This window comes from Leptolyngbya subtilissima AS-A7 (assembly GCF_039962255.1).
Lineage (GTDB): Bacteria > Cyanobacteriota > Cyanobacteriia > Phormidesmidales > Phormidesmidaceae > Nodosilinea.
Genome location: NZ_JAMPKY010000012.1, coordinates 55,205 through 75,280 on the forward strand (window position 1 = coordinate 55,205; position 20,076 = coordinate 75,280).

At 55.7% G+C, this 20,076-nt stretch carries 24 protein-coding genes; 14 read left to right on the forward strand and 10 right to left on the reverse strand.

Translation table 11 applies throughout. The annotated features are described in order from the left end of the window. Positions 1-112 precede the first annotated feature (112 nt). Entirely contained in the window at positions 113-598 is a 486-nt protein-coding gene (locus tag NC979_RS22750; RefSeq protein ID WP_347403940.1) for a hypothetical protein, read from the reverse strand. A 144-nt stretch (positions 599-742) separates the two neighbouring features. Next, positions 743-1,414 (reverse strand): diacylglycerol/polyprenol kinase family protein, encoded by a 672-nt coding sequence (locus tag NC979_RS22755; protein ID WP_431191109.1) that lies wholly within the window; start codon positions 1,412-1,414, stop codon positions 743-745. Positions 1,415-1,475: 61 nt separating this feature from the next. On the opposite strand from NC979_RS22755, the gene pyrH reads away from it, so the two are divergent. After that, the gene (gene pyrH / locus NC979_RS22760; protein ID WP_190519778.1) at positions 1,476-2,204 is read left to right on the forward strand and encodes a UMP kinase; all 729 of its coding nucleotides are present in this window, start codon (positions 1,476-1,478) and stop codon (positions 2,202-2,204) included. Continuing rightward, a complete protein-coding gene (gene frr, locus NC979_RS22765) occupies positions 2,194-2,754 on the forward strand; it encodes a ribosome recycling factor (protein WP_190519780.1) in 561 nt (186 codons plus the stop codon). Before pyrH ends, frr begins: the two co-directional genes overlap by 11 nt. Positions 2,755-2,800: 46 nt before the next feature. Here frr and NC979_RS22770 read toward each other — a convergent pair whose 3' ends face one another. Next, entirely contained in the window at positions 2,801-2,959 is a 159-nt protein-coding gene (locus tag NC979_RS22770) for a family 2 glycosyl transferase (RefSeq protein ID WP_190519782.1), read from the reverse strand. Between the two features lie 571 nt (positions 2,960-3,530). Between NC979_RS22770 and aroF the strand changes: the two genes are divergently transcribed. The 6 genes from aroF to NC979_RS22800 all read left to right on the forward strand — a co-directional run bounded on the left by aroF (position 3,531) and on the right by NC979_RS22800 (position 9,339). Then, positions 3,531-4,424 (forward strand): 3-deoxy-7-phosphoheptulonate synthase, encoded by an 894-nt coding sequence (aroF, locus tag NC979_RS22775; RefSeq protein ID WP_190519784.1) that lies wholly within the window; start codon positions 3,531-3,533, stop codon positions 4,422-4,424. 105 nt (positions 4,425-4,529) lie between these two features. Next, complete coding sequence (locus tag NC979_RS22780; protein ID WP_190520090.1) at positions 4,530-5,324, forward strand: LmeA family phospholipid-binding protein; 795 nt, start codon at positions 4,530-4,532, stop codon at positions 5,322-5,324. 123 nt (positions 5,325-5,447) lie between these two features. Beyond that, positions 5,448-6,107, forward strand: a complete 660-nt coding sequence (locus NC979_RS22785; protein ID WP_190519786.1) for a MotA/TolQ/ExbB proton channel family protein — start codon at positions 5,448-5,450, stop codon at positions 6,105-6,107. 17 nt (positions 6,108-6,124) lie between these two features. Beyond that, a complete protein-coding gene (locus tag NC979_RS22790) occupies positions 6,125-7,375 on the forward strand; it encodes a BaiN/RdsA family NAD(P)/FAD-dependent oxidoreductase (RefSeq protein WP_190519788.1) in 1,251 nt (416 codons plus the stop codon). 425 nt (positions 7,376-7,800) lie between these two features. After that, positions 7,801-8,526 (forward strand): GDSL-type esterase/lipase family protein, encoded by a 726-nt coding sequence (locus tag NC979_RS22795; RefSeq protein WP_199308865.1) that lies wholly within the window; start codon positions 7,801-7,803, stop codon positions 8,524-8,526. 201 nt (positions 8,527-8,727) lie between these two features. Then, positions 8,728-9,339 (forward strand): DUF4334 domain-containing protein, encoded by a 612-nt coding sequence (locus tag NC979_RS22800; protein ID WP_242024037.1) that lies wholly within the window; start codon positions 8,728-8,730, stop codon positions 9,337-9,339. 147 nt (positions 9,340-9,486) lie between these two features. Here the strand turns inward: NC979_RS22800 and NC979_RS22805 are convergent, their stop codons facing one another. The 3 genes from NC979_RS22805 to NC979_RS22815 form a co-directional block, all read right to left on the reverse strand. Continuing rightward, positions 9,487-10,071, reverse strand: coding sequence for an antibiotic biosynthesis monooxygenase (locus tag NC979_RS22805; RefSeq protein ID WP_190519790.1), 585 nt, complete (start codon positions 10,069-10,071; stop codon positions 9,487-9,489). A 190-nt stretch (positions 10,072-10,261) separates the two neighbouring features. After that, entirely contained in the window at positions 10,262-11,818 is a 1,557-nt protein-coding gene (locus NC979_RS22810) for a glycoside hydrolase family protein (RefSeq protein ID WP_190519792.1), read from the reverse strand. A gap of 265 nt (positions 11,819-12,083) precedes the next feature. Continuing rightward, entirely contained in the window at positions 12,084-12,452 is a 369-nt protein-coding gene (locus NC979_RS22815; RefSeq protein ID WP_242024038.1) for a hypothetical protein, read from the reverse strand. A 385-nt stretch (positions 12,453-12,837) separates the two neighbouring features. Here NC979_RS22815 and psbO point away from each other — a divergent pair, with 385 nt between their 5' ends. After that, positions 12,838-13,662: a photosystem II manganese-stabilizing polypeptide gene (gene psbO / locus NC979_RS22820; protein ID WP_190519794.1), complete on the forward strand. Its 825-nt coding sequence runs from the start codon at positions 12,838-12,840 to the stop codon at positions 13,660-13,662. Between the two features lie 88 nt (positions 13,663-13,750). Here psbO and NC979_RS22825 read toward each other — a convergent pair whose 3' ends face one another. Beyond that, positions 13,751-14,395, reverse strand: a complete 645-nt coding sequence (locus tag NC979_RS22825; protein WP_199308866.1) for a histidine phosphatase family protein — start codon at positions 14,393-14,395, stop codon at positions 13,751-13,753. A 193-nt stretch (positions 14,396-14,588) separates the two neighbouring features. On the opposite strand from NC979_RS22825, the gene NC979_RS22830 reads away from it, so the two are divergent. The 4 genes from NC979_RS22830 (at position 14,589) to NC979_RS22845 (ending at position 15,804) form a co-directional block, all read left to right on the forward strand. After that, positions 14,589-15,083: a hypothetical protein gene (locus NC979_RS22830; protein WP_190519798.1), complete on the forward strand. Its 495-nt coding sequence runs from the start codon at positions 14,589-14,591 to the stop codon at positions 15,081-15,083. A 137-nt stretch (positions 15,084-15,220) separates the two neighbouring features. After that, positions 15,221-15,454: a Uma2 family endonuclease gene (locus NC979_RS22835; protein WP_431191114.1), complete on the forward strand. Its 234-nt coding sequence runs from the start codon at positions 15,221-15,223 to the stop codon at positions 15,452-15,454. Then, on the forward strand, positions 15,412-15,615 hold the full coding sequence (locus tag NC979_RS22840) for a Uma2 family endonuclease (RefSeq protein ID WP_255524824.1): 204 nt from the start codon (positions 15,412-15,414) through the stop codon (positions 15,613-15,615). The genes NC979_RS22835 and NC979_RS22840 overlap by 43 nt, the downstream gene beginning before the upstream one ends. Positions 15,616-15,618: 3 nt before the next feature. After that, on the forward strand, positions 15,619-15,804 hold the full coding sequence (locus NC979_RS22845) for a hypothetical protein (RefSeq protein ID WP_242024039.1): 186 nt from the start codon (positions 15,619-15,621) through the stop codon (positions 15,802-15,804). An 89-nt stretch (positions 15,805-15,893) separates the two neighbouring features. Here the strand turns inward: NC979_RS22845 and NC979_RS22850 are convergent, their stop codons facing one another. The 3 genes from NC979_RS22850 to NC979_RS22860 form a co-directional block, all read right to left on the reverse strand. Continuing rightward, complete coding sequence (locus NC979_RS22850) at positions 15,894-16,241, reverse strand: ribulose bisphosphate carboxylase small subunit (RefSeq protein WP_190519800.1); 348 nt, start codon at positions 16,239-16,241, stop codon at positions 15,894-15,896. 81 nt (positions 16,242-16,322) lie between these two features. Then, positions 16,323-16,751, reverse strand: coding sequence for a RuBisCO chaperone RbcX (gene rcbX, locus NC979_RS22855; RefSeq protein ID WP_190519803.1), 429 nt, complete (start codon positions 16,749-16,751; stop codon positions 16,323-16,325). 189 nt (positions 16,752-16,940) lie between these two features. Further along, the gene (locus tag NC979_RS22860; RefSeq protein ID WP_026072509.1) at positions 16,941-18,371 is read right to left on the reverse strand and encodes a form I ribulose bisphosphate carboxylase large subunit; all 1,431 of its coding nucleotides are present in this window, start codon (positions 18,369-18,371) and stop codon (positions 16,941-16,943) included. Between the two features lie 491 nt (positions 18,372-18,862). Between NC979_RS22860 and NC979_RS22865 the strand changes: the two genes are divergently transcribed. Next, positions 18,863-19,903, forward strand: a complete 1,041-nt coding sequence (locus NC979_RS22865; RefSeq protein WP_190519805.1) for a ligand-binding sensor domain-containing protein — start codon at positions 18,863-18,865, stop codon at positions 19,901-19,903. The last annotated feature ends 173 nt before the right edge of the window (positions 19,904-20,076 follow it).

Below are 20,076 nucleotides of genomic sequence, written 5' to 3' on the forward strand. Positions count from 1 at the left end.
TAATTCAAAATTGAGAATTCGAAATTTTTCCTTTTGCATTTTGAACTTTACACCTCCACCCGCCTACCCATCCACTCTCCCACCCATCCACCCGCTTAACCCCCCTCCCTCGCTACCCCAACACCCGGCGCGCGATCCACCGCTGCACGCTCCACAGTCCTCCGGCAACTATGGCCCCTAGCCACAGGCCTCGGCCTAGTTGGGTTTGTCCGTCGAGCAAGCACCATCCACCCAAAACAGCTAAACCCAGGGTGCTGCTCGCTACGGTAGTCAGCATGGCCCGCAGGGCATCGTGGGTAGCCACGAATTGGCCGGCTAAGTCGTCTGAGGGTGCACTGGCAGCTATGGTCTTCGAGGCAGCCTGAAATGATTCGTAGTTAGCCACCTCGACCTGATAGTAGGTACCTAGCTCGTCATCCCGCAGAGCGGAGACGGTGTAGAGACCAAACTGCTTAGCCTGGGCGATCGCGTCGCGAATCTGCCGCCGGGTGGCAATTGGCCTCAGAGCCTCAAACACCGACTGGCGGTAGACCCCGGTTTTAGCCATGGTCAACACGCGATCGGTGAGGTCTAAAGTAGAGGAAGAGGCGGCATTCACGGGGTTCATCCACTCTTGGGCCAGTCTTCGACCAACGCACAACTTGTACTACTTGATAGTACGAAAAAACCAGCGATTAACACACCATTACGAAGTGCCAATTGCCCTGACGATATCCAAGTTGGCGTCGGCTCACCCACGCCCTTAACCCATCCAACTCATCAGTCCATAGGCTAGGGCTGCACTCCCCAACGGCACCGTAAGGTTGTCGAGGCCATAGAAAGAGAGCGTTTCTAGCAGGGTGGCAGCGATCGCCACCACCACGGCCGTTGCCCACACCGCCCCGGTGAACCCCGCTGTCAGCCCCAGCACCAGCAAGACCACCAGCAAGCTAGCCAGGGCCATGGTCAAACTGCCCTCCCAGCTCTTCTGGTTACCAAAAATCTTGTAGGGATGGCGGCCAAAGTTTTGCCCCACCAAGGCGGCCAAACCATCTCCCCAGGTCATGACCAAAATGCCGAGGGCAGCGTACTGCGGTAGACCCAAGGGCCAGAAAACCGCCGTCAGTACCCCAATGCTGACAGCGTAAAAAAAAGTACCTAAACTGTTGCGACCAACACCGTCAACCCCCGGCAAAATCGGCAGCCGGTACGACAGCAGCGCCACGCCACTAAACACGACTGAGGCCGTTATACCCATCCAAGCAGGAGTATGAAGCCACCAGGCTAGCAAAATCACGTGACCTGCCCCAATATGGACGATTTTCCGGGTAATTTCGGTAGCGAAGCGGCCGGTGCGACGCACCCCTTCAGCCACTCCCCCAACTACTGCCAGCCAGGCGGCTACCAGTCCAATTTGCACAAGCGCAGTAGCCATCATGGCAGGGGAAGCAAGTATAGTGGTGTGGGACTTCTAGACCTTACTACACCAACTTCCTATGGATAAACCTTATAAGCGAGTGCTGCTAAAACTTAGCGGTGAAGCCCTCATGGGCGACATGGATTATGGCATCGATCCTAACGTAGTAGAAACCATCGCCACCGAAATTGCCGAGGTGATTAAAGAAGACATCGAAATCGCCGTGGTGGTGGGTGCCGGCAACATCTTTCGCGGCATTAAAGGCTCGGCCGCTGGGATGGATCGGGCTACCGCTGACTACATCGGTATGATTGCCACGGTAATGAACGCCATGACCCTGCAAGACTCGCTGGAGCGCATGGGGGTGCCGACCCGGGTGCAGACGGCGATCGCCATGCAGGAGGTCGCCGAGCCCTACATTCGCCGCCGCGCCATTCGCCACCTGGAGAAAAACCGGGTGGTTATTTTTGGGGCAGGCTCCGGCAATCCCTTCTTTACTACCGACACTACTGCCGCGCTGCGGGCGGCGGAGATCAACGCCGAGGTGGTGTTCAAAGCAACCAAGGTTGACGGCGTCTACGATTCTGATCCTAAAATTAACCCTAACGCCAAGCGCTTTCGCACCCTCACCTACGGGTATGTGCTGCAAAACGATCTAAAAGTGATGGACAGCACCGCGATCGCCCTCTGTAAGGACAACAACATCCCTATCATGGTATTTGACCTGTCGGTGCCTGGGAACATCAAGCGGGCGCTAATGGGCGAATCTATCGGCACGATTGTAGGAGAGTCTTGTGATGTCAGTTGACGATATTTTGCTCGAGACCGAAGACCAGATGCAGAAGTCTATTAGGGCGACTCAGAACAACTTCAACACTATTCGCACCGGGCGCGCCAACGCCTCGCTGCTCGACCGCATTGAAATCGATTACTACGGTGCCCAGACTCCCCTCAAGCAGATGGCCAACATCTCCATCCCCGACTCCACCACGCTGATGATTCAGCCCTACGACGCCAGCAGCCTAACCACCATCGAAAAAGCGATCTCGCTATCTGACGTGGGCCTGACTCCCAACAACGACGGCCGGGTAATTCGCCTCAACATTCCGCCTTTGACCAGCGAGCGCCGCAAAGAGTTTGTCAAAACAGCGGGCAAAGTAGCTGAAGAAGGGCGCGTCTCCATTCGCAACCAGCGCCGCAACGGCATCGACGCCATCAAAAAGCTAGAAAAGGCCAGCGACATTTCCGAAGACGAGTCGCGCGATGCCCAGGATGAAATTCAAAAGCTCACTGATAAATATATCGCTCAGCTCGACGAAGCCTTAGCAGCTAAAGAGAAAGACATTATGACCGTGTGAGATTCTGCAGTAGAGACGTGCTTGATCGCGTCTCTACGGAATATTTCTATGTTGCGCATTTCGGTCTAACAAAGTAGGCAAAGTGCATGGGGTATCCCTCGGCGTAGAGCTTGTCGACTTGGTTTTGAGCAATTGCCTGACTTTGAAATACGTCTAAAACGGTTTCTCGGCCGTTGGCGTAGCGAACGCAAAGTTCCCAGATCATGGTGATTTCCCTAATGGCAGTTTGAGGCGGTGATAGTGGCAATGGGGGACCTGTCTTCACAATTGCTTCATGCAGGCCGAGTGTCTTCATCCTAGGTTTATCCCTTGAGGATGTACTCCGAGAAATCCACGAACTTAAACTGGAGACCTGCCGACGCCTTTGGGCTGAGCAGAGCTAAATTCCCTCGCCCCGGTTGACGCTCCCCAGCAGCCCTGTTAGATTGCAAATACGTTTCAGTTCACCCGCAACCATGATCGCGTCCGTAAGAGCATTTTATTTTTGGTGGCAGCCGTCGGTTCACAGGTCGTGAGCACCTTTTGTGTTGCCAACCTTGTGAACCGTGGAGCTTACCCTCTGCGGTTTTGTTTTTTGGTTTAATTCGTTAGCCCTGTTCTCTTTAGCCGCTATGCAAACTTTCACCACCAATTGGTACTACGGATTTTTTTACACCACCGGGTCAGGCTTGTGGTGATAGGTTCTCCTATGCCCTTTACCTGACCCGGAGCCACAAGCTTCGGGTTTTTTGTTTTCTGCTGCGATCGCCCCGTTCTTTATCCCACTTTTTTTCACTATGAAAGATGCTGTTTTGACCCGTAAATCAAGCCTTGAGCACCGCTCGGTAGTGGCTCTCACCGATACCATCACTATTGGCGGTGACACCCTGCTGATAGTGGGCGGCCCCTGCGCCGTCGAAAGCGCCGAGCAGATGGAGCAGGTAGCCCGCCATCTGGCCCCTACCCCCGTTCAGGCGCTGCGCGGCGGGGTCTTCAAGCCGCGCACGTCACCCTACGCCTTCCAGGGCATGGGGGAAGCCGGCCTGCGCATTCTGGACGACATCCGGCAGCAGTTTCAGATGCCGGTGATCTCCGAGGTGATGGCGATGGATCAAATTCCATCGATGGTGGCCCACGTAGACGTGTTGCAGGTGGGCAGCCGCAACATGCAGAACTTTGACCTGCTCAAGGCTCTGGGCCGTATCGACAAGCCGGTGCTACTCAAGCGCGGGCTAGCCGCCACGATTGAAGAATTTGTTATGGCGGCGGAATATATTCTCAGCCACGGCAACCCCAATGTGATTCTCTGCGAGCGGGGCATTCGCAGCTTTGATACCTACACCCGCAACGTATTGGACCTGGGGGCGGTGGTAGCATTGAAACAACTCACCCATCTGCCGGTGATGGTAGACCCCAGCCACGCGGCCGGTAAGCGGGAGCTGGTGCCCAATCTGGCGCGGGCGGCGATCGCGGCTGGGGCCGACGGGCTGATCGTCGAGTGCCACCCGGCACCCGACGAATCGGTGTCAGATGCGCGCCAAGCCCTTACCCTAGAGGAGATGGTTGCACTGGCTCGCAGCCTTGACCCCATTGCGGCAGCTCTGGGAAGACGCTTGGCTAAATCAGGGGGCATTGGTACCACCTTGAAGGAGCCCGACCGGACTCTAGAAAGCCCAGTGCTAGCCGCTTAAAGCGGGCTCATCAGCATTCACAATGGGTGCCATTAGCAAAGTCCTCTGTCAATGGGCTTCATATTTTGTTACAACATAAGGGGAATTAGGTTGGTAATAACCTCTATGTTTGGTGGCTTTACCGGGTTTCAGTCCAAAGGATCCAATGACTTTGGCGAAAGGATGATTAACTCTGTGGCTACCCAGTCGCTGCGTCACCTGTTTAGCCGCAGCGATGCTGTGGAAGTGTCGGTGCGCTGCTCTCCCTCTAGCAAGCTTCTTCAGGGCACCATCGACAGCTTTCGGATGGAAGGGCGCGGCCTTGTGATTCGCAAAGAATTTGAGGCCGCCGAGATGATGTTTGAGACCGATACAGTGTCGATAGACGTCGGCTCAGCGATCGGCGGCAAAATTCGCTTGCGCCAGCCCACCCAGGCAGTAGCCCAGGTGACCTTAAACGAAGACGCCATCAACCGCTCCTTTGAGGCCGAGCTGGTGCGCCAGCACCTTGAAGGGGTGACTGATGAGGCGGTCACCTCGCTCTCGGGGGGCGATCCGGTCACTTTCCGGGATATCAACATCACGCTGCTGCCTGACCAGGGCGTCAAGATTACGGCTAAGACCGATTTGCCCAACCACAAGGATGTGCCCATTCAAATGTCGGCCCAGGTCACGGTCGAAAAGCGGCGGCGAATTATTTTTGCCAACGCAGAATTTTTGCCCGAGGGCGTTCCCGAATCGCTGACCTCGATCTCGGAGACCCTGACTAAGGGCTTTGCGGAGGTGCTCAACCGTATGGTCGACCTAGAGCGCTTTAACCTTGACGGGGTGCTGCTGCGGGTCAACCGCTTAGAAACCCAGGGCAAACAGCTGGTGTTTAGCGGCTACGCCCAGATCGAGCATTTCCCCGGCACGATGTAGGGGCAGAGAGGTTCGGGGTTTTAGGTTTACGGTTCAAGGGGTGGCCTCGTACCCTGCACCTTGAACCGTAAACCTACCAAGGCCAGTATCATAGTTGGGTTCTTGGGTTAGGGCATCGGCGCTATGGGTAACTGGTTTGCGGCGGGGGGCGTTGTTATGTGGCCGCTGCTGCTGTTTTCGCTGCTGACCCTGACCTTTGCCATAGAGCGAGGCTGGTTCTGGCTGCAAATTGGCCGTCAGCAACAGGGGTTGGTGCCCCAGGTGCTGAGCACCTTTAGCCAAAACCCGCAGCGGGCGATCGCTAAGCTCAAGCAGCACCAGCAGTTACCCATTGCCCGCATCTTTCTGTCCGCCCTCACCCTGGGCGATGCCACTCCCGAAGAGTTTCGCTTGGCTCTAGAGAGTGCTGCCCAGGCCGAACTGCCAGTGCTGAAGCGATTCCAGACCCTGTTTGAAACCGTGGTGGGGGTGGCACCGCTGCTGGGGTTGCTCGGGACGGTGCTAGGCCTGATGCAAACATTCTCGACCCTGCGCCTGGGCGATACCGGTGGTCCAGCGGCCAGCGGCGTAACCGCTGGGGTAAGCGAGGCCCTGATCTCGACGGCGGCGGGGCTGGTGGTAGCTCTGGTGGCGCTGCTGCTAACGAACCTGTTTCAGGGGCTATACCGTCGCCAGAGGGCATTTATTCTAGAAGCGGGGGGCAAGCTGGAGATTCTCTACCGCCGCGCTCAGCGTCAGGGAGCGATCAGTTCCAGCGTCTACCTGCCGGGGAGCCTGCCGTGAGGGATGAGGGTTTTGGGATGTCGGGTTCAGTCCACCGCGTGACCGTAATTGTGGTCGGGGCCGGGGCGGCGGGGCTGTTTGGGGCGATCGCCTACGCCGAAGCCAACCCTGGCCAGTCCATCCACATTTTTGAGGCGGGGCGCGAACCCCTGGCCAAGGTGAGAATTTCCGGCGGTGGGCGCTGCAACGTCACCCACTCCTGCTTTGAGCCAGCGGTGCTGGTTAACCACTACCCGCGCGGCAGCAATGCTCTGCGCGGTCCCTTTAGCCGCTTTCAGCCCCAGGACACGGTGGCCTGGTTTGAGCAGCGGGGGGTGCGGCTCAAAACGGAGGCCGATGGCCGCATGTTTCCGACCACCGACGACTCGGGCACCATCGTCGACTGCCTGCTGGGAGAAGCCCGACGACTGGGCATCAAAATTCACACCAGCCAGGCGATCGCCCAAATTCACCACGACGACGATGGCTTTTGGCTGACGACCCGGGCTGGGGCCGAGTGGCACTGCGATCGCCTGCTGCTGGCTACGGGCAGCAGCCCCGGCGGCTATCGCCTGGCCCTCAAACTCGGGCACGACCTGGTGCCGCCCGTGCCCTCACTATTTACGTTCAACGTCCCTGACCCGGCCCTGCACGACCTGGCCGGGGTTTCGGTCGAGACTGTTCACCTCAGCCTGGCGTTGGAAAATTCCCCGGTACTCACCCAGAGCGGGCCACTGCTGATTACCCACTGGGGCCTGAGTGGCCCAGCCGTGCTCAAGCTCTCGGCCTACGGGGCGGTGGGGCTACACGGTCAGCGCTACCGAGCGACGCTGACAGTGAACTGGCTCCCGGCCCTCAAGCAAGACCAAGTGCGGCAAAAGCTAACGAGCCTCAAGCAAGAGCAGGGCAAACGACAGGTGGCGGCGTTTTCGCCGTTTCCAGAACTATCGCGGCGGCTGTGGCAGTACTTGGTTCAGCACCGGGCCAAGTTGACCACCCAACTAAACTGGGCTGACCTGTCGAAGGGGCAGCTGCAAGCCCTGGTGACGGAGCTAACCCGAGGGCAGTATACGATTGCAGGCAAAGGCGTTTTCAAAGACGAATTTGTCACCTGTGGCGGCATTCCCCTGCCTGAGGTCAACTTCAAGACCCTAGAGAGCCGCCGCTGCCCAGGGCTATACCTGGCGGGAGAAATTCTCAACGTCGACGGCATCACAGGCGGCTTCAACTTCCAAAACGCCTGGACCACCGGCTGGCTAGCTGGGCAAGCGATGGCAAAAATGGGCTAACCATTGAAGACGACGCTATTCTTTTCCGCTCAACGGTTGGCAACGATGTCACCATTGGCAATAAGGCGGTCGTAGTCGATGTAACCTTGGCCGACGGCACTATAGTTCCACCAGGTAGTATTGTCACCAATCAAGAGCAAGCCAACGCTCTAGAGAAGAGGTAGTAGACGGATCGCTGGGCCTATCAAATCTCGGCAAGATATAGGCCCAGCGATCGCGCCCCTGTTTCTATCCATCACGCTCTCAAACAGGCTTAGGGAGCGCAAGCCCTCATCGATCAGGCAGAATTACCCCTTTGGGCTAGAGCAGTATTAGGGCTAGCGGAGATAATGATGCTGGAGAGATAACTGTTTGGTGCGATCGCGGCTGCCCCCACAAACCCTCAAAGAGCATTATGGTGTACTCAGACAACCTAAACTTTCTTGATGAGCAAGACGTTTAAAGCCAAGTTAATGAGTCTAAGCTTTAGCGGGTTGCTACTTCTGACCGCGTGCAATAACCCTCAATTACCCGCTATCGACCAATCTGGTACCAATACTCTCAGCGAAACCAGCGAAACTTTGAGCGAAGATGCCAACAACCTGCGCCGGGGCAGCGGAACGCAAATCATCGCGCTAGGCGATAGCATCACAGCAGGGTTTGGCATTGGCCCTGAGGCTGCCTACCCAAACTTGCTCAGTCAAACCTTAGACTTACCCGTTGTCAACCAGGGCAGAAGTGGCGACACCACGGAAGCCGCGCTAAATCGTTTACAGCAAGATGTCATAGAAGCTGATCCTTGGTTAGTCATTGTCGGGCTAGGCGGCAACGACTACCTCAGGCAAGTTCCACCTGCCAAAACCGAGGCAAACCTGCGGCAAATTGTGACCCGCCTGCAACAAGCAGGAGCCATTGTAGTGATATTAGGTATGGATATCAGCTCTTTTAGTAGCGGCTACGAAGGGTTGTATCAGCGAGTAGCAGATGATACTCAAGCCCATCTTATTCCTGGGATTTTGGAAGGTCTAAACGATCCGCGTTATCTATACGATCAAATTCATCCTAACCAAGCTGGGCAGAGGATTTTAGCAGATCGCATTGCTGAAGGATTGCAGCCACTTTTACAAGACGTGACACTGCCTCCCAACTTATCCAATCAGCGACAAAATTAAAATGATGGGTGGCAACTGAGTACTCTGGACTTGCTGGATCTTTAACACCGTTTCGGTTCAGAGTCAGTGTTATCTGCTCTACGTTTTGGCAGATTCTCTCATTAGTAATAAGTTGAACCTTAAAGACACCATCCTATTGGATGGGGCGTCTTTCGGTAGTATTTAGGCTTGAGTTTTGCTTAAATATGCACCTTAATTGCGATGGCATTGGGCGTACGCTTACGTTTAACTGAAATAGTCATTGCTCTAGCCGCTGTACTCTTAGCGATCGCCGCCATGAAAACTTTTTCTGAAGCTCTTGCCATTGGCAAAGTAACCACTGCTGAGGCCCTAGATATTTTTGACAGTCTTGAGACCGTTGCTGTCAGTGACATGATTGGCTCATGGCGGGGGGCAAGCTTTCTTACCGATCATCCTCTCGATGGTGCTCTCGAAGCCTATCACTGGCACGGCAAACGGTTTGAGACCACAGAGCACGTTCACCCACTTGTCTTTAAGACCGCAGATGGCAACACAGCCAGCGTCAATCCAATTTGGATGTTGCCACTAGTTAGCTGGATTGATCGATTGCCAATTCCAAAGTCAGAGGCGATAGGAAGTATTTTTCAGGCTAGCCTTTTTTTGTTTTCCACTAATCAATCCTGTGCGCGACTTCGCCCAGTCACCTATCGGGGTAAGGAGACCGCAACGATGATTTATGACAGTCTCCCAATTAACGATATCTTTCGCAAGGTGGATGATCGCACGGTGCTAGGCTTAATGGATTTGAAGGGTATGGAATGCCCGTTCTTTTTCGTGTTGCAGCGGGAGTAAGCTTAGGCAAGAAAAACAGTTTTATTCATCAAATATGTGAGTATTTCTTGACCTCCCAAAAACAAGTAATTGCAAAATCCAGTTTATTGAATTAAGCATTCTTTTCCATTTTTTGCTCTTCTATCTTCGTTCTTTTTCTACACCCCTCTACCTTCGCCCTGTGGGATAAAGCCAAAACTCTAAGCCTTTACTGAGCCACGGCATTACGGGATAGGTCAGCAAAGCTGAGACAAAAATCACCGAAATGAGCAGGCCCAGCAGTGGCGGCAGCCCCCCCAGCAGCGGTCCCAGCAGTCGATTGGCCAGCAAAATTAGCGGGTAAACTGCCAAGACACCCAGCACTACCTGTTTGTAGTAAGGGGGCGAGGGCAGTGGCGCTGTCATGCCGAGGCGTGCTTTGGGCAGCGTAAACCATAGCTCTAGACCGCTGGGAAGCTGCTGCTGCGATCGCGCCGCAATCAGTCCATAGGATTGATCCATCCAGGCGCGGTAGGTGGGCGATATTAGCCAGCGGCGCAGGCGATCGTAGCTCTCGAACTTGATAATCACTACGTACTCGGGGTGAGTGTGGTCGCGGGGGCGAATAATCTCAACCCCCAAAAAGCCTTCAAACTGCCTAGCATCGTGATTGATGCCCTTCGTCCAAGCTTCGTAGGCATCGACCTTGCTGGGTTCAACCACCTCTGAGATCACCAGAGTAACCGGGCCAGACTGCGGCTGTGGCTCTTCCATGGGTCAAGGTAGATAAGTCGAAGAAACCTCAAGAATACAGAAAGCCCGAGGTTTCCGCCATGCACCGTCCAACGTGTTAAAGACTAAGACTATTAGTCTGCCAAGCCCGAGGTGACCGGTTGGTGAGGGTTCAAGCTTCAGGGTTTAAGGCCGGTCGTAAACCTTAAATCCTGAACCCTAGACGCTTAGCTTACTGGAGCGAACAGAACTTTCTGACGCGATCGAACTCAGGGTCTTGCCAGGAGTAAGCAAAGTGGCTCACTGAGGTAATTTCAGGATTCGATCGCCGCAGCGCTTCCATCTGCGTTTCTAAAGCCGGTCGGTTGTAGGTAGCCTGCCCCCAAATGCCGGCCAATGCTGGAGTCACAGTGGGGGAGGTGCCGCTAGGAATCATCGTCTGCACCCGACGTATCCCATCCAAAATACAGCCCGTGTTGCCGCACACCGCGTAGGCCATTGGGTGCCAGGTCATCCAGGTGGGAAAGCGCTCCCAATATTGCAGGCGCGAGTCGTAGCCACCGGTACCCACCGTTTGGTTGCCCTCTGGGAAGAACACCGCTCCGGATTGAATGCCACTGCGCTGCACCTGTTCCCCAGCGACCTTCACAAAATCCACGACCCCCTGCACGGCGTGGGCCACACTCAACTGCCAGAGTTCAGCATTCAGTTGGGGGCGCAAGCTGGCTGGAGTAGGCGGCGCCTGACCCGCTTGCAGCGGCGGGGATGGGGTACGGCTCTGCCACAGCGGTTCGGCCTCGTTGGGGTAGAGGTCGCGCACCTCTTGAATATCGCGATCGACCAGGTGACCCCGGCTGATGTAGCGGCGAATCAGCTCTTGCCCCTGCTGGTTCACCGCCCGGCGAAACAGCGCATCTCGCGAGGCCTGACCATAGATCCAGAGGTCGTCAACGCTGTCGGCCACGGAGTTGGAGCCAACACCCCGAGGGTATCGCACATAGTCGAATAACACACCGTCAGGCTGTCGCCGCAGTATCGCCCCCAGTAACCGGCTGTAGTCATCCTGGGCCTGAGTATTGTAGGGGTCAACAAAGACCTCGTCAGGGTTGCTAGAATCCCCGGCTTTGGCGTAGGTATAGGTGGTTTGGCCGCGACCATTGAGGGCTAGCACCTGCTCGCGATCGCTCCGCAACCCGTAGGAATAACCAAAATTCAGGGCAAACACCCAAGCATCAACTCGCAGCCCTCGCTGGCGACCCGACTCAATCGATTCAGCCAGTAGGTCGCGGCGCTCGTAGCCAGGGGATTGCACCACCGAGGGCCACACAGTAGGGTTGTCGCCCTGGGGCAGCAGCACCTGCCCACCATAGAAGGCTTCCACATAGACCTCGTTGTAGCCGAGATTTACGATGCGATCGAATAGGGCATCGAGAATGCCGGGCTGCAGGTCGCAGGGGTAAAGGCGCACCCACACTGCTTGGCGCTGGGGCCAGGTGCGGCTGCGACACTGGCGCAGGTCCTCCGTGTGCTGACGCACCATGGCCTCGTACTGCTGCTGGGCCGCACTATCACCCTCCAGGGCAGCTTTGCGCAAATTTTCTTTAGCTAGAGCAGCCTCTTGGGTGACTTGGCAATAGGCGTTGAGTGCTAGCGCTCGCTCCATACTGCTACCCGGCAGCAATCCCAAACTAGCCAATCCAGCGGCTAGAGCCAAGCTCGGCACTAGCAGTGGTTTAGCCACCCACTGCAGCGAACTACGGAGCCGAGCTGTAAAAGAATGACTAACCATAGGTGCGACGAAAAAGGAGTTGTGCCGAAAGCCAAGGTAGCGTTTAAACCACAAAGTGACCCTAGGGAGTAGTCAGTTTAGGCCAGTGCTCTCTGAGCACCCAACGCCAGCCACAATATCGAAATTGGCTCAGCTTACCACTAGTTGTGGTAGGCAGCCCAGATGGAGACACTAGATTAATTGACTTAGCAAAAGAGTCCTGGTCGGACTGCACATTCTCTTTCTGCCCAAAACACCTGTAGCTCCCATGCCCGGGCAGTACCGTTTACTTTTCTTCCCCCGGGAACCGATCCTCCTCTAGGGGAAGCACCATTGAGGGGGAGAAGGTATCAAAATCGAAGTCGGGCAGGTTAGCCAACAGCGCCTGAAGCTTCATCCGTTGAATGTAGGGCCAGCCGCCGTTGATTTCGATATCTCTTAGCAGCGCATAGAGGTGCTGGCGGTTGTCGGGCAGCGCCTCATAAAAAAGAGTTTCGCAGATGTCGCGGTGACACCGCTCTAGGAGCCGCAGCAGGGCCAGCAAATCGGTACTGTTGCCCTTGCGACCCAGGGCAGCCTGATCGATGAGGTCAGACAGCTGGCTCAAATCTTTGGATAGACTGTCGCTGCGATCGCCGGGCGGGTAGTCAGTCATGGGTCTAGCTAGAGATTTTGTTAGATAGCTTAACGTTAGCGGTTGGGTTGTCAAAACCAGCATCAGCACGGGTGAAGCTCTGATTTAGCCTTAACTCTGAAACCCTTAGCCCAACTGGGTTTACCCCAAGATACCAGCACCTCGACAGTACCGACCCGATCTTCTAGGAAAGAGTCCCAGAGCCATGTAGAATGCTTACTTGAGGCTTTACTGGCTGAGGGCAGGCCCAGCGTTGTTGCCGGGCTAGCGAGCAAAATTTAAGTTGTTCGCCATGGTTTCGCGCCAGGGCTATCTGGCCAGCGCCATAGCAGCCCAGAGCTGACGGCTGTCGCATTATTTGAGTAGTTTGACAGCGCCTTTTACATACTAAATTTTGAGGTAGACCATGAGGTATCGCGCCCTCTTAGTTGCGTTCTTGGCCATCTGCCTGAGTGTACTGACAGCCTGTAGCGAAGCGCCCAGTGCCACCAGTAGTGTGCCGCTAACCTATGACCAAATTCGTAACACTGGCCTGGCCAATAAGTGCCCCCAGCTTTCAGAAATGACCCGAGGCAGCATTGCCCTTGACAGTGGCAAAACCTATGAACTCGTAGGCATGTGCATTGAGCCCACCGCCTACTTTGTGAAGGAAGAAGCCTCCAAGCGCCAAGAGGCGACCTATGTGCCCGGCAAGGTGCTAACTCGCTACACCTCGAGCCTAGACCAGGTACGCGGCGATCTGACTGTAGATTCTGACGGTAGTCTGCTGTTCTCTGAGACCGGCGGCATGGATTTCCAGGCTATTACCGTTCAGCTTCCCGGTGGTCAGCAAGAGCCTTTCCTGTTTACCGTCAAAGGGCTGACTGCTAAGTCCCAGCCGGGGCAAAGCGCTCTAAACAGCTCTATCGACTTTGAGGGTGACTATTCAGTGCCCTCCTACCGCACCTCTAACTTCCTCGACCCCAAAGGCCGCGGTCTAGCCACTGGCTATGACAGCGCCGTAGCGCTACCCGGCAGCGGTGACAGCGAAGAGTATGAGAAGGAAAATGTGAAATCCTTTGACGTCGGTCAGGGTCATATCTCCCTGCGAGTGTCTAAGATCGACAGCGCCACTGGCGAAATTGGCGGCACCTTTGAAGCAGAGCAGCCCTCTGATACCGACATGGGCACTGCTGAGCCAGTAGACATCAAGGTTCAGGGCGTTTTCTACGCCCGTCTTGAGGAAGTCTAAGCTTGTCTTAAGCTAAACCCCAACAATTTCAAAGCTGAGGAAGGAGTTATGCTCCTTCCTTTTTTATTGCCCTCTTTTCCACCTATAGCTACTCCCCTGCATCCAACAACCCTACCTGCACTAAATTCCTTGCCTCATCGAGAGTCACCACAACGGCCTGCCCAGAGCCGGGTACCACCCCAGTCAGCGCCGTGATGTTGACCTGATGGGTAACCATCACAATGACGCCCCGGTCGGGCTGGCGGCGCAGATAGTCGCGAATTTGGGCAGTTTGCTCGGCGGCAGGGCTGCGATCGCTAAAGAATGAGTTTAACGGCTCGAACGGTTCCACTGGCCCTAGATCCATCAGCGTGGCGGTGTCGAGCGATCGGCACCACTGGCTAGACAAAACCTGCACCACAGCAATGTCTCGCTGTCGAAACGCTGCCCCAATGCGCCGCGCCTGGTCTTGCCCCTCAGTAGATAAATTGCGCTGGGTCGTACAGTCATCCAGACGAAAATTAGCCGGGTCACCTGTGCCTGGGGCTAGGGCGTGGCGCAGCAGCACTGCATAGAGTTGCCCATCAGCCTGCTGGAGGTGCTGCCAAACAGTGGCGGGCTCAGGACGAGGCGTTTCTAGTTCTACAGCAAGATTTTGAGGTGCCGTTAGGGCAGGTACTTTCAGGGCCGGGTTTATTGGTTCAACGCCCCTCGTTGGGCCTAAAGAGCATCCTTCTATAGCAAGTGCGAGCAACCCGACACTGCACCAAAATAGCCTAGGGTGCGACGGTTGCAGCGGTTGATGCGTTGGGCGTCTGACCATAGCAACCAAGACTGATCTAGATCACACCTTCACCTTACTAACGTCACCCTTGCTAAGGGAGGCTATCACCATGGGCATCGGTAATTAGAGGGATATTACTTATGTCGCATGAAATCCCCCCGTTATGGCTTCTTCCCCCACTTATTCTGCCCAAACCGAACTCCTCACCGGGGGCGATCGCGTCCAGACCAGCCTGCGTCGTTTAGCTACTGCTGCCGCCGCTGTGGTCGGGCTCTCAGCCATGGCCGGTGGCGCATCGGGTAGCACCCCCGGCATCCCCAACGGCACCTATCTCTACGGTGAGTCGCCAGTGGCTGATACGGTGGGGGCCATCTACTTTGTATTTGAAGCTCAGGAAGGCCGACTGAATGGAGCCATCTATCAGCCCTCGTCGTCCTTTGACTGCGTGCGCGGCACAGTAGGCAACGGTGCCCTTGACCTGGTAATCACCGATGCCTACGACCAGAGCGAATCAAGCTATTCGGTAGCGATGGTAGCCGATGCTAATATCGCCAGCAGCAGCGGCGGGGCCGGGGTAACTGAGCTAGAGGGCCTGCATGCGATCGCCACCCTCTCGGAGCTAGACCAGCAACTGCTGGCCACCTGCACCAACCGCTAGGCTAAGAGCTAGCTTGTAGAATCAGTTTAGGGCTAGCAAGTGGGCACAAACCCTACCAGTCCTCTGCGCTCAAGAGCATCATTCATTGATGCCGACATGGGGTTAAACCAATGGTTCAGGCGTTATCTCAGCCGTACATGACCTTGCAGGAGTTTTTGGCCTGGTTGCCAGAAACCGGGCGCTACGAGCTGCACGATGGAATGGTAGTTGAAATGCAGCCGACGGGGGCACATGAGCAAGTAGTAGGTTTATTGAACCGCAAGTTTAATGTTCTCCTAGAGCAGGAAAACCTCAACTATTTCATACCCAACACAGTATTGAGCAGCCCTTGGGCTATGAGAGTAGCTATAAGCCAGACGTGCTATTGGTAGATACCGCCGCGCTGGCCCAAGAGCCTCTGTGGAAGCGGGAATCGGTGCTTACCCTGGCCAGTTCGATCAAGCTCTTAGTGGAAGTTGTCTCAACCAACTGGCCCGATGATTACGCCCGTAAGTTTGAAGATTATGAAGCCATGGGCATTGGTGAATACTAGATTGTGGACTACCTGGGCCTAGGCGGTCGCCGCTACATTGGCAATCCTAAGCAACCGACCATTACTATTTGCCGCTGGGCTAATGGCGCCTACGAAACTCAGCTTTTTCGCCAGAAAGACAATATTGTCCCGCCAGGAGTGCCGAATTTGCGGCTAACGGCCAACGAGATCTTCGAAGCGGGCCAGTAAATCATTCAGCAGAACTCTAAAACATAAAGGGCGGCGAGGAAATCCTCGCCGCCCTTTGTCTTGTTGTCTAACCCTTTACAGGTAAGACCTTAGTAGCGGTAGCCGCTGCTGGTAGCACCGGGCTTGTGCACGATGAAGCTAGCGATCTGGCACTGCTTGACGTTGTCAAAGCCCACCACGCGGATGTAGCAGTTGGAGTACTCAGAACGGCAGGCCTGCACTTCGCTCAACACTTCTTGGGTAGAATTGGCATTGAACAGGGGCAGTTTCCACATGGTCCAGTAATACTCCTCGGGGTTCGAGGCTTCGTTGAACTCAATAGCGGGGAAATAGCCCTGCTTCAGGATGTAGGCAATTTGCCGCTCGATTTGGGCATCGGTGAGCGGGGGCAGGTAAGACATCGTTTCAAAACGACGCTCTTTGGGCAGAGTTTTCATAGGTCCTCGTTAGGTTGACTAGGGTGCGATCGGCTGACGCCGTGAACTAAATGAATGAGCAACAGAGTTGAACTCAATCGCCTACTCAGGGGAGGGGTCGCTGTCAGCCGTGGATTCTTGCGGGACATCAGTGTCCTCAACAAATTCTGAATCTACGGCGTGTTCGGCATCTCCGAGCTGGGTAATGCGCTCTAAATGCTGGCGGCGGTGTTCCATATTGGCCTGCTGAATACTGGTGACTACCATCTCGGGCAAAAACTCGCAGATACCCTCTGCAATGTGCTGCCGCACGGTCATCACCCGAATCGCCAGGTCTGCGCTTTCTTCCAGCAGGGCGCTCAGGTAGGCTTCACCATCCTGGAGCGCTTCCTTAGTCGAAAACGCGTTGAGCCAATAGGCACGGGAGGGGTTGGTTTCCTTGAGCTGATCCAGCACCGTTTTCACGGCCTGAAAAGTCAGATAGCTAGTGAGCACCTTAGCGGTGTCTTTAGCTGATTGCTTAAGGTCCATCGGTGTCTCTCGAACGATTGACGTAGACCCCACCATGGGGGCGGTTGGTAGCCCTGATCTAAGCCCGAATGGTTTGAAGATTCGGTAACTTGTGCAGCATTCCAAAAAATTTTGAGACCCTGCAAATCGGTGAACTGCCAACGCGCCCTGAGCCGTCGCCCAGCGGGTACCGCAGTACCCAACTGTCATCTAGATGGTGTCAACGGTGTCGAACTCGAACTTGATTTCCTTCCACAATTCGCAGGCGGCAGCCAGTTCGGGCGACCACTTGCAGGCTTCGCGGATGATGTCGCCACCTTCGCGGGCCAGGTCACGGCCTTCGTTACGGGCCTGAACGCAAGCTTCTAGAGCTACGCGGTTAGCGGTAGCACCCGGCGCGTTACCCCAGGGGTGGCCCAGAGTACCACCACCAAACTGCAGCACGGAGTCGTCGCCGAAGATTTCCACCAGCGCGGGCATGTGCCACACGTGGATACCACCGGAGGCCACAGCCATGACGCCGCCCATGGAAGCCCAGTCTTGGGTGAAGTAGATACCGCGAGACTTGTCTTGCTCGATGTAGTTTTCGCGCAGCAGGTCAACGAAGCCCAGAGTACCGGCACGATCGCCCTCTAGCTTACCCACAACGGTACCGGTGTGAATGTGGTCACCACCGGACATCCGCAGGCACTTAGCTAGCACACGGAAGTGAATACCGTGGTTCTTCTGACGGTCGATTACAGCGTGCATGGCGCGGTGAATGTGCAGCAGCACACCGTTGTCGCGGCACCAGTGAGCCAGGCTGGTGTTGGCGGTAAAGCCACCGGTCAAGAAGTCGTGCATGATGATGGGCATGTCGAGTTCTTTGGCGTACTCGGCCCGCTTGATCATCTCTTCGCAGGTGGCGGCGGTGACGTTCAGGTAGTGACCCTTGATCTCACCGGTTTCAGCTTGGGACTTGTGAATGGCATCGGCCACAAACAAGAAGCGATCGCGCCAGCGCTGGAAGGGCTGGGAGTTGATGTTCTCGTCATCCTTGGTGAAGTCGAGACCACCGCGCAGGCACTCATACACGGCGCGGCCGTAGTTCTTCGCCGACAGACCGAGCTTGGGCTTGATGGTGCAGCCCAGCAGGGGACGACCGTACTTGTTGAGGCGATCGCGCTCTACCTGAATACCGTGGGGAGGACCTTGGAAGGTCTTCAGATAGGCCACGGGAATGCGCAGGTCTTCGAGACGCAGGGCGCGCAGGGCTTTAAAGCCAAACACGTTACCGACTAGGGAGGTCAGTAGGTTGGTAACCGAGCCTTCCTCAAACAGGTCGAGGGGGTAAGCCACATAGCAGATGTACTGGTTGTCTTCACCGGGCACGGGCTCGATGTCGTAGCAACGACCCTTGTACCGATCCATGTCGGTCAGTAGGTCGGTCCACACCGTAGTCCAGGTACCGGTGGAAGATTCAGCGGCCACAGCAGCAGCGCACTCTTCGGGCGGTACGCCGGGCTGGGGAGTCATCCGGAACGCCGCCAGGATGTCGGTATCCTTAGGCGTGTAATCCGGGGTGTAGTAGGTCAGTTTGTAGTCCTTAACCCCGGCGCTGTATCCAGCTTTTGATTGAGTCGTCGTCTGAGAGTAAGACATGTCTCCCTTCCTGTGAATCTAAGAAATCCCTCAAGCGAACCCCTGCAGCCTAGCCACACACAAACAAGCTTCCTCAGTTAAGGAAGCCTCTGCTCAGCCCAAGCCCCGGTCAGTCCACGCTAATTTGAGACGAGTAGAAATACTAAAGCACCCTCAAAACCAGCCCTCAAAACGGCTAACCCTGCAAATGCTTTTAGTATTTTTAATTACCGTATGGTTAGCATACTATCAGCGATTGGATAAGTTTAATTTTGGAAGATCTGTATACATTCATAACTAAAAACTATGAATCCAGATGAACCTAGGTGTGGGTTTCTCAAGTTCTTTGAAGCAAGCCGTGTTCTAGGCCCCGACAGTGCTGGCAGGTAAAATCTCCCCAAAGACTCCGCTCTCTGAAATTGTCGATATACTGTAACGCTTGAGGTGCCCAAACCCTTGATAGTCATCCATTAGGGGCTATTGCACGCCACCGCAAACCGTGGGGAGAGATTATGTTAAGCCTGCTGGTTCTATCGTCGCTAACGCTGTCACCGGGAAGTTTTCATCAGCCATCCCTTACCCTTGGGGAAACCGCTCCGCGTCTATCACCCTTCGCTCTCGACGCCCATCGTTCCCCGGCCCCTGCGATCGCCCAAGCTCCCCTCACCAGCGATTATCGCGTTACCGCCCTACAGCCCGACTTTACTGGCGACCTCTGGGTCGGCTCCTGGGCAGGGCTATCTCGCATCAACCCCGAAACCGGGCAAGTACTGCAACGCGTCAGAATGCCTAGCCGCACCCTAGAATCTCTAGCCCAAGATCGGGTCGGGCGGATTTGGGTAGGCACCTATGACGGCCTAGTACGGGTCGACCCACGCACTAACGTCATTACCACTCAAAACTTCACCCTGCCCTCTAACCGGGTGCTGTCGATGTTGGTAGACAGCCGCGGCTTTCTCTGGGCCGGTACCGATCGCGGCCTAGTTATGATCAGCCCCGATCGCGGCCTGCTCATGACCACCGTGCAGCGCCTGCCGGGGGTGAGCGCCAACGCCCTCGCCCTCGACGGCAACAACAACCTTTGGGTTGGCACCCTCAGCGGCCTGGTACAGATCAATACGGCCAATGCCTTCCCCGTTCGCGAAGTCAGCGACCTGCCCGGCGGCGCGGTGCAGTCGCTCACCCTCGGCCCCGAGGGAAATCTCTGGGTTGGCACAGCCAGCAGTCTTTTGGTCGTAGACCCGGTGCGGTCTGAGCTGGTGCGATCGGTGGGGACAATGCGCGACAAAAACGTGCAAACGGTCGAGTTTGACCAGGCCGGAAATGTTTGGGTGGGCACCACCACAGGTCTGTTTAAGATCAAGCCCGACAGCGGCGAACTGCTGGGTCAGGTGCCATCTCTGCCCTCCGGGCGCATTCTGTCACTGTCACCCAACACAGGCAACAAGATCTGGGTGGGCACCAGCGAAGGACTAGGCTGGGTCAGCCTAACCACGGGCGACGGCAACCCTCACTGGGGCTTGGTGAGCCCTACCGTCGTTCAAACCCGCTAAAGATTCTAGAAGGTCCTAATATTTGCGGAGTAGCGTCAGGCGGTGCTTAACCGCTGCCAAACCCTGTGCCTCGCTGCACTATGATGAACCGCTCGCCTAACCCAAAGCTTTCTGACCAAGGCAATGTGCCCGAAGGATGCGCCGTGGCTAACTAAGCGTTCCATGGATTACGG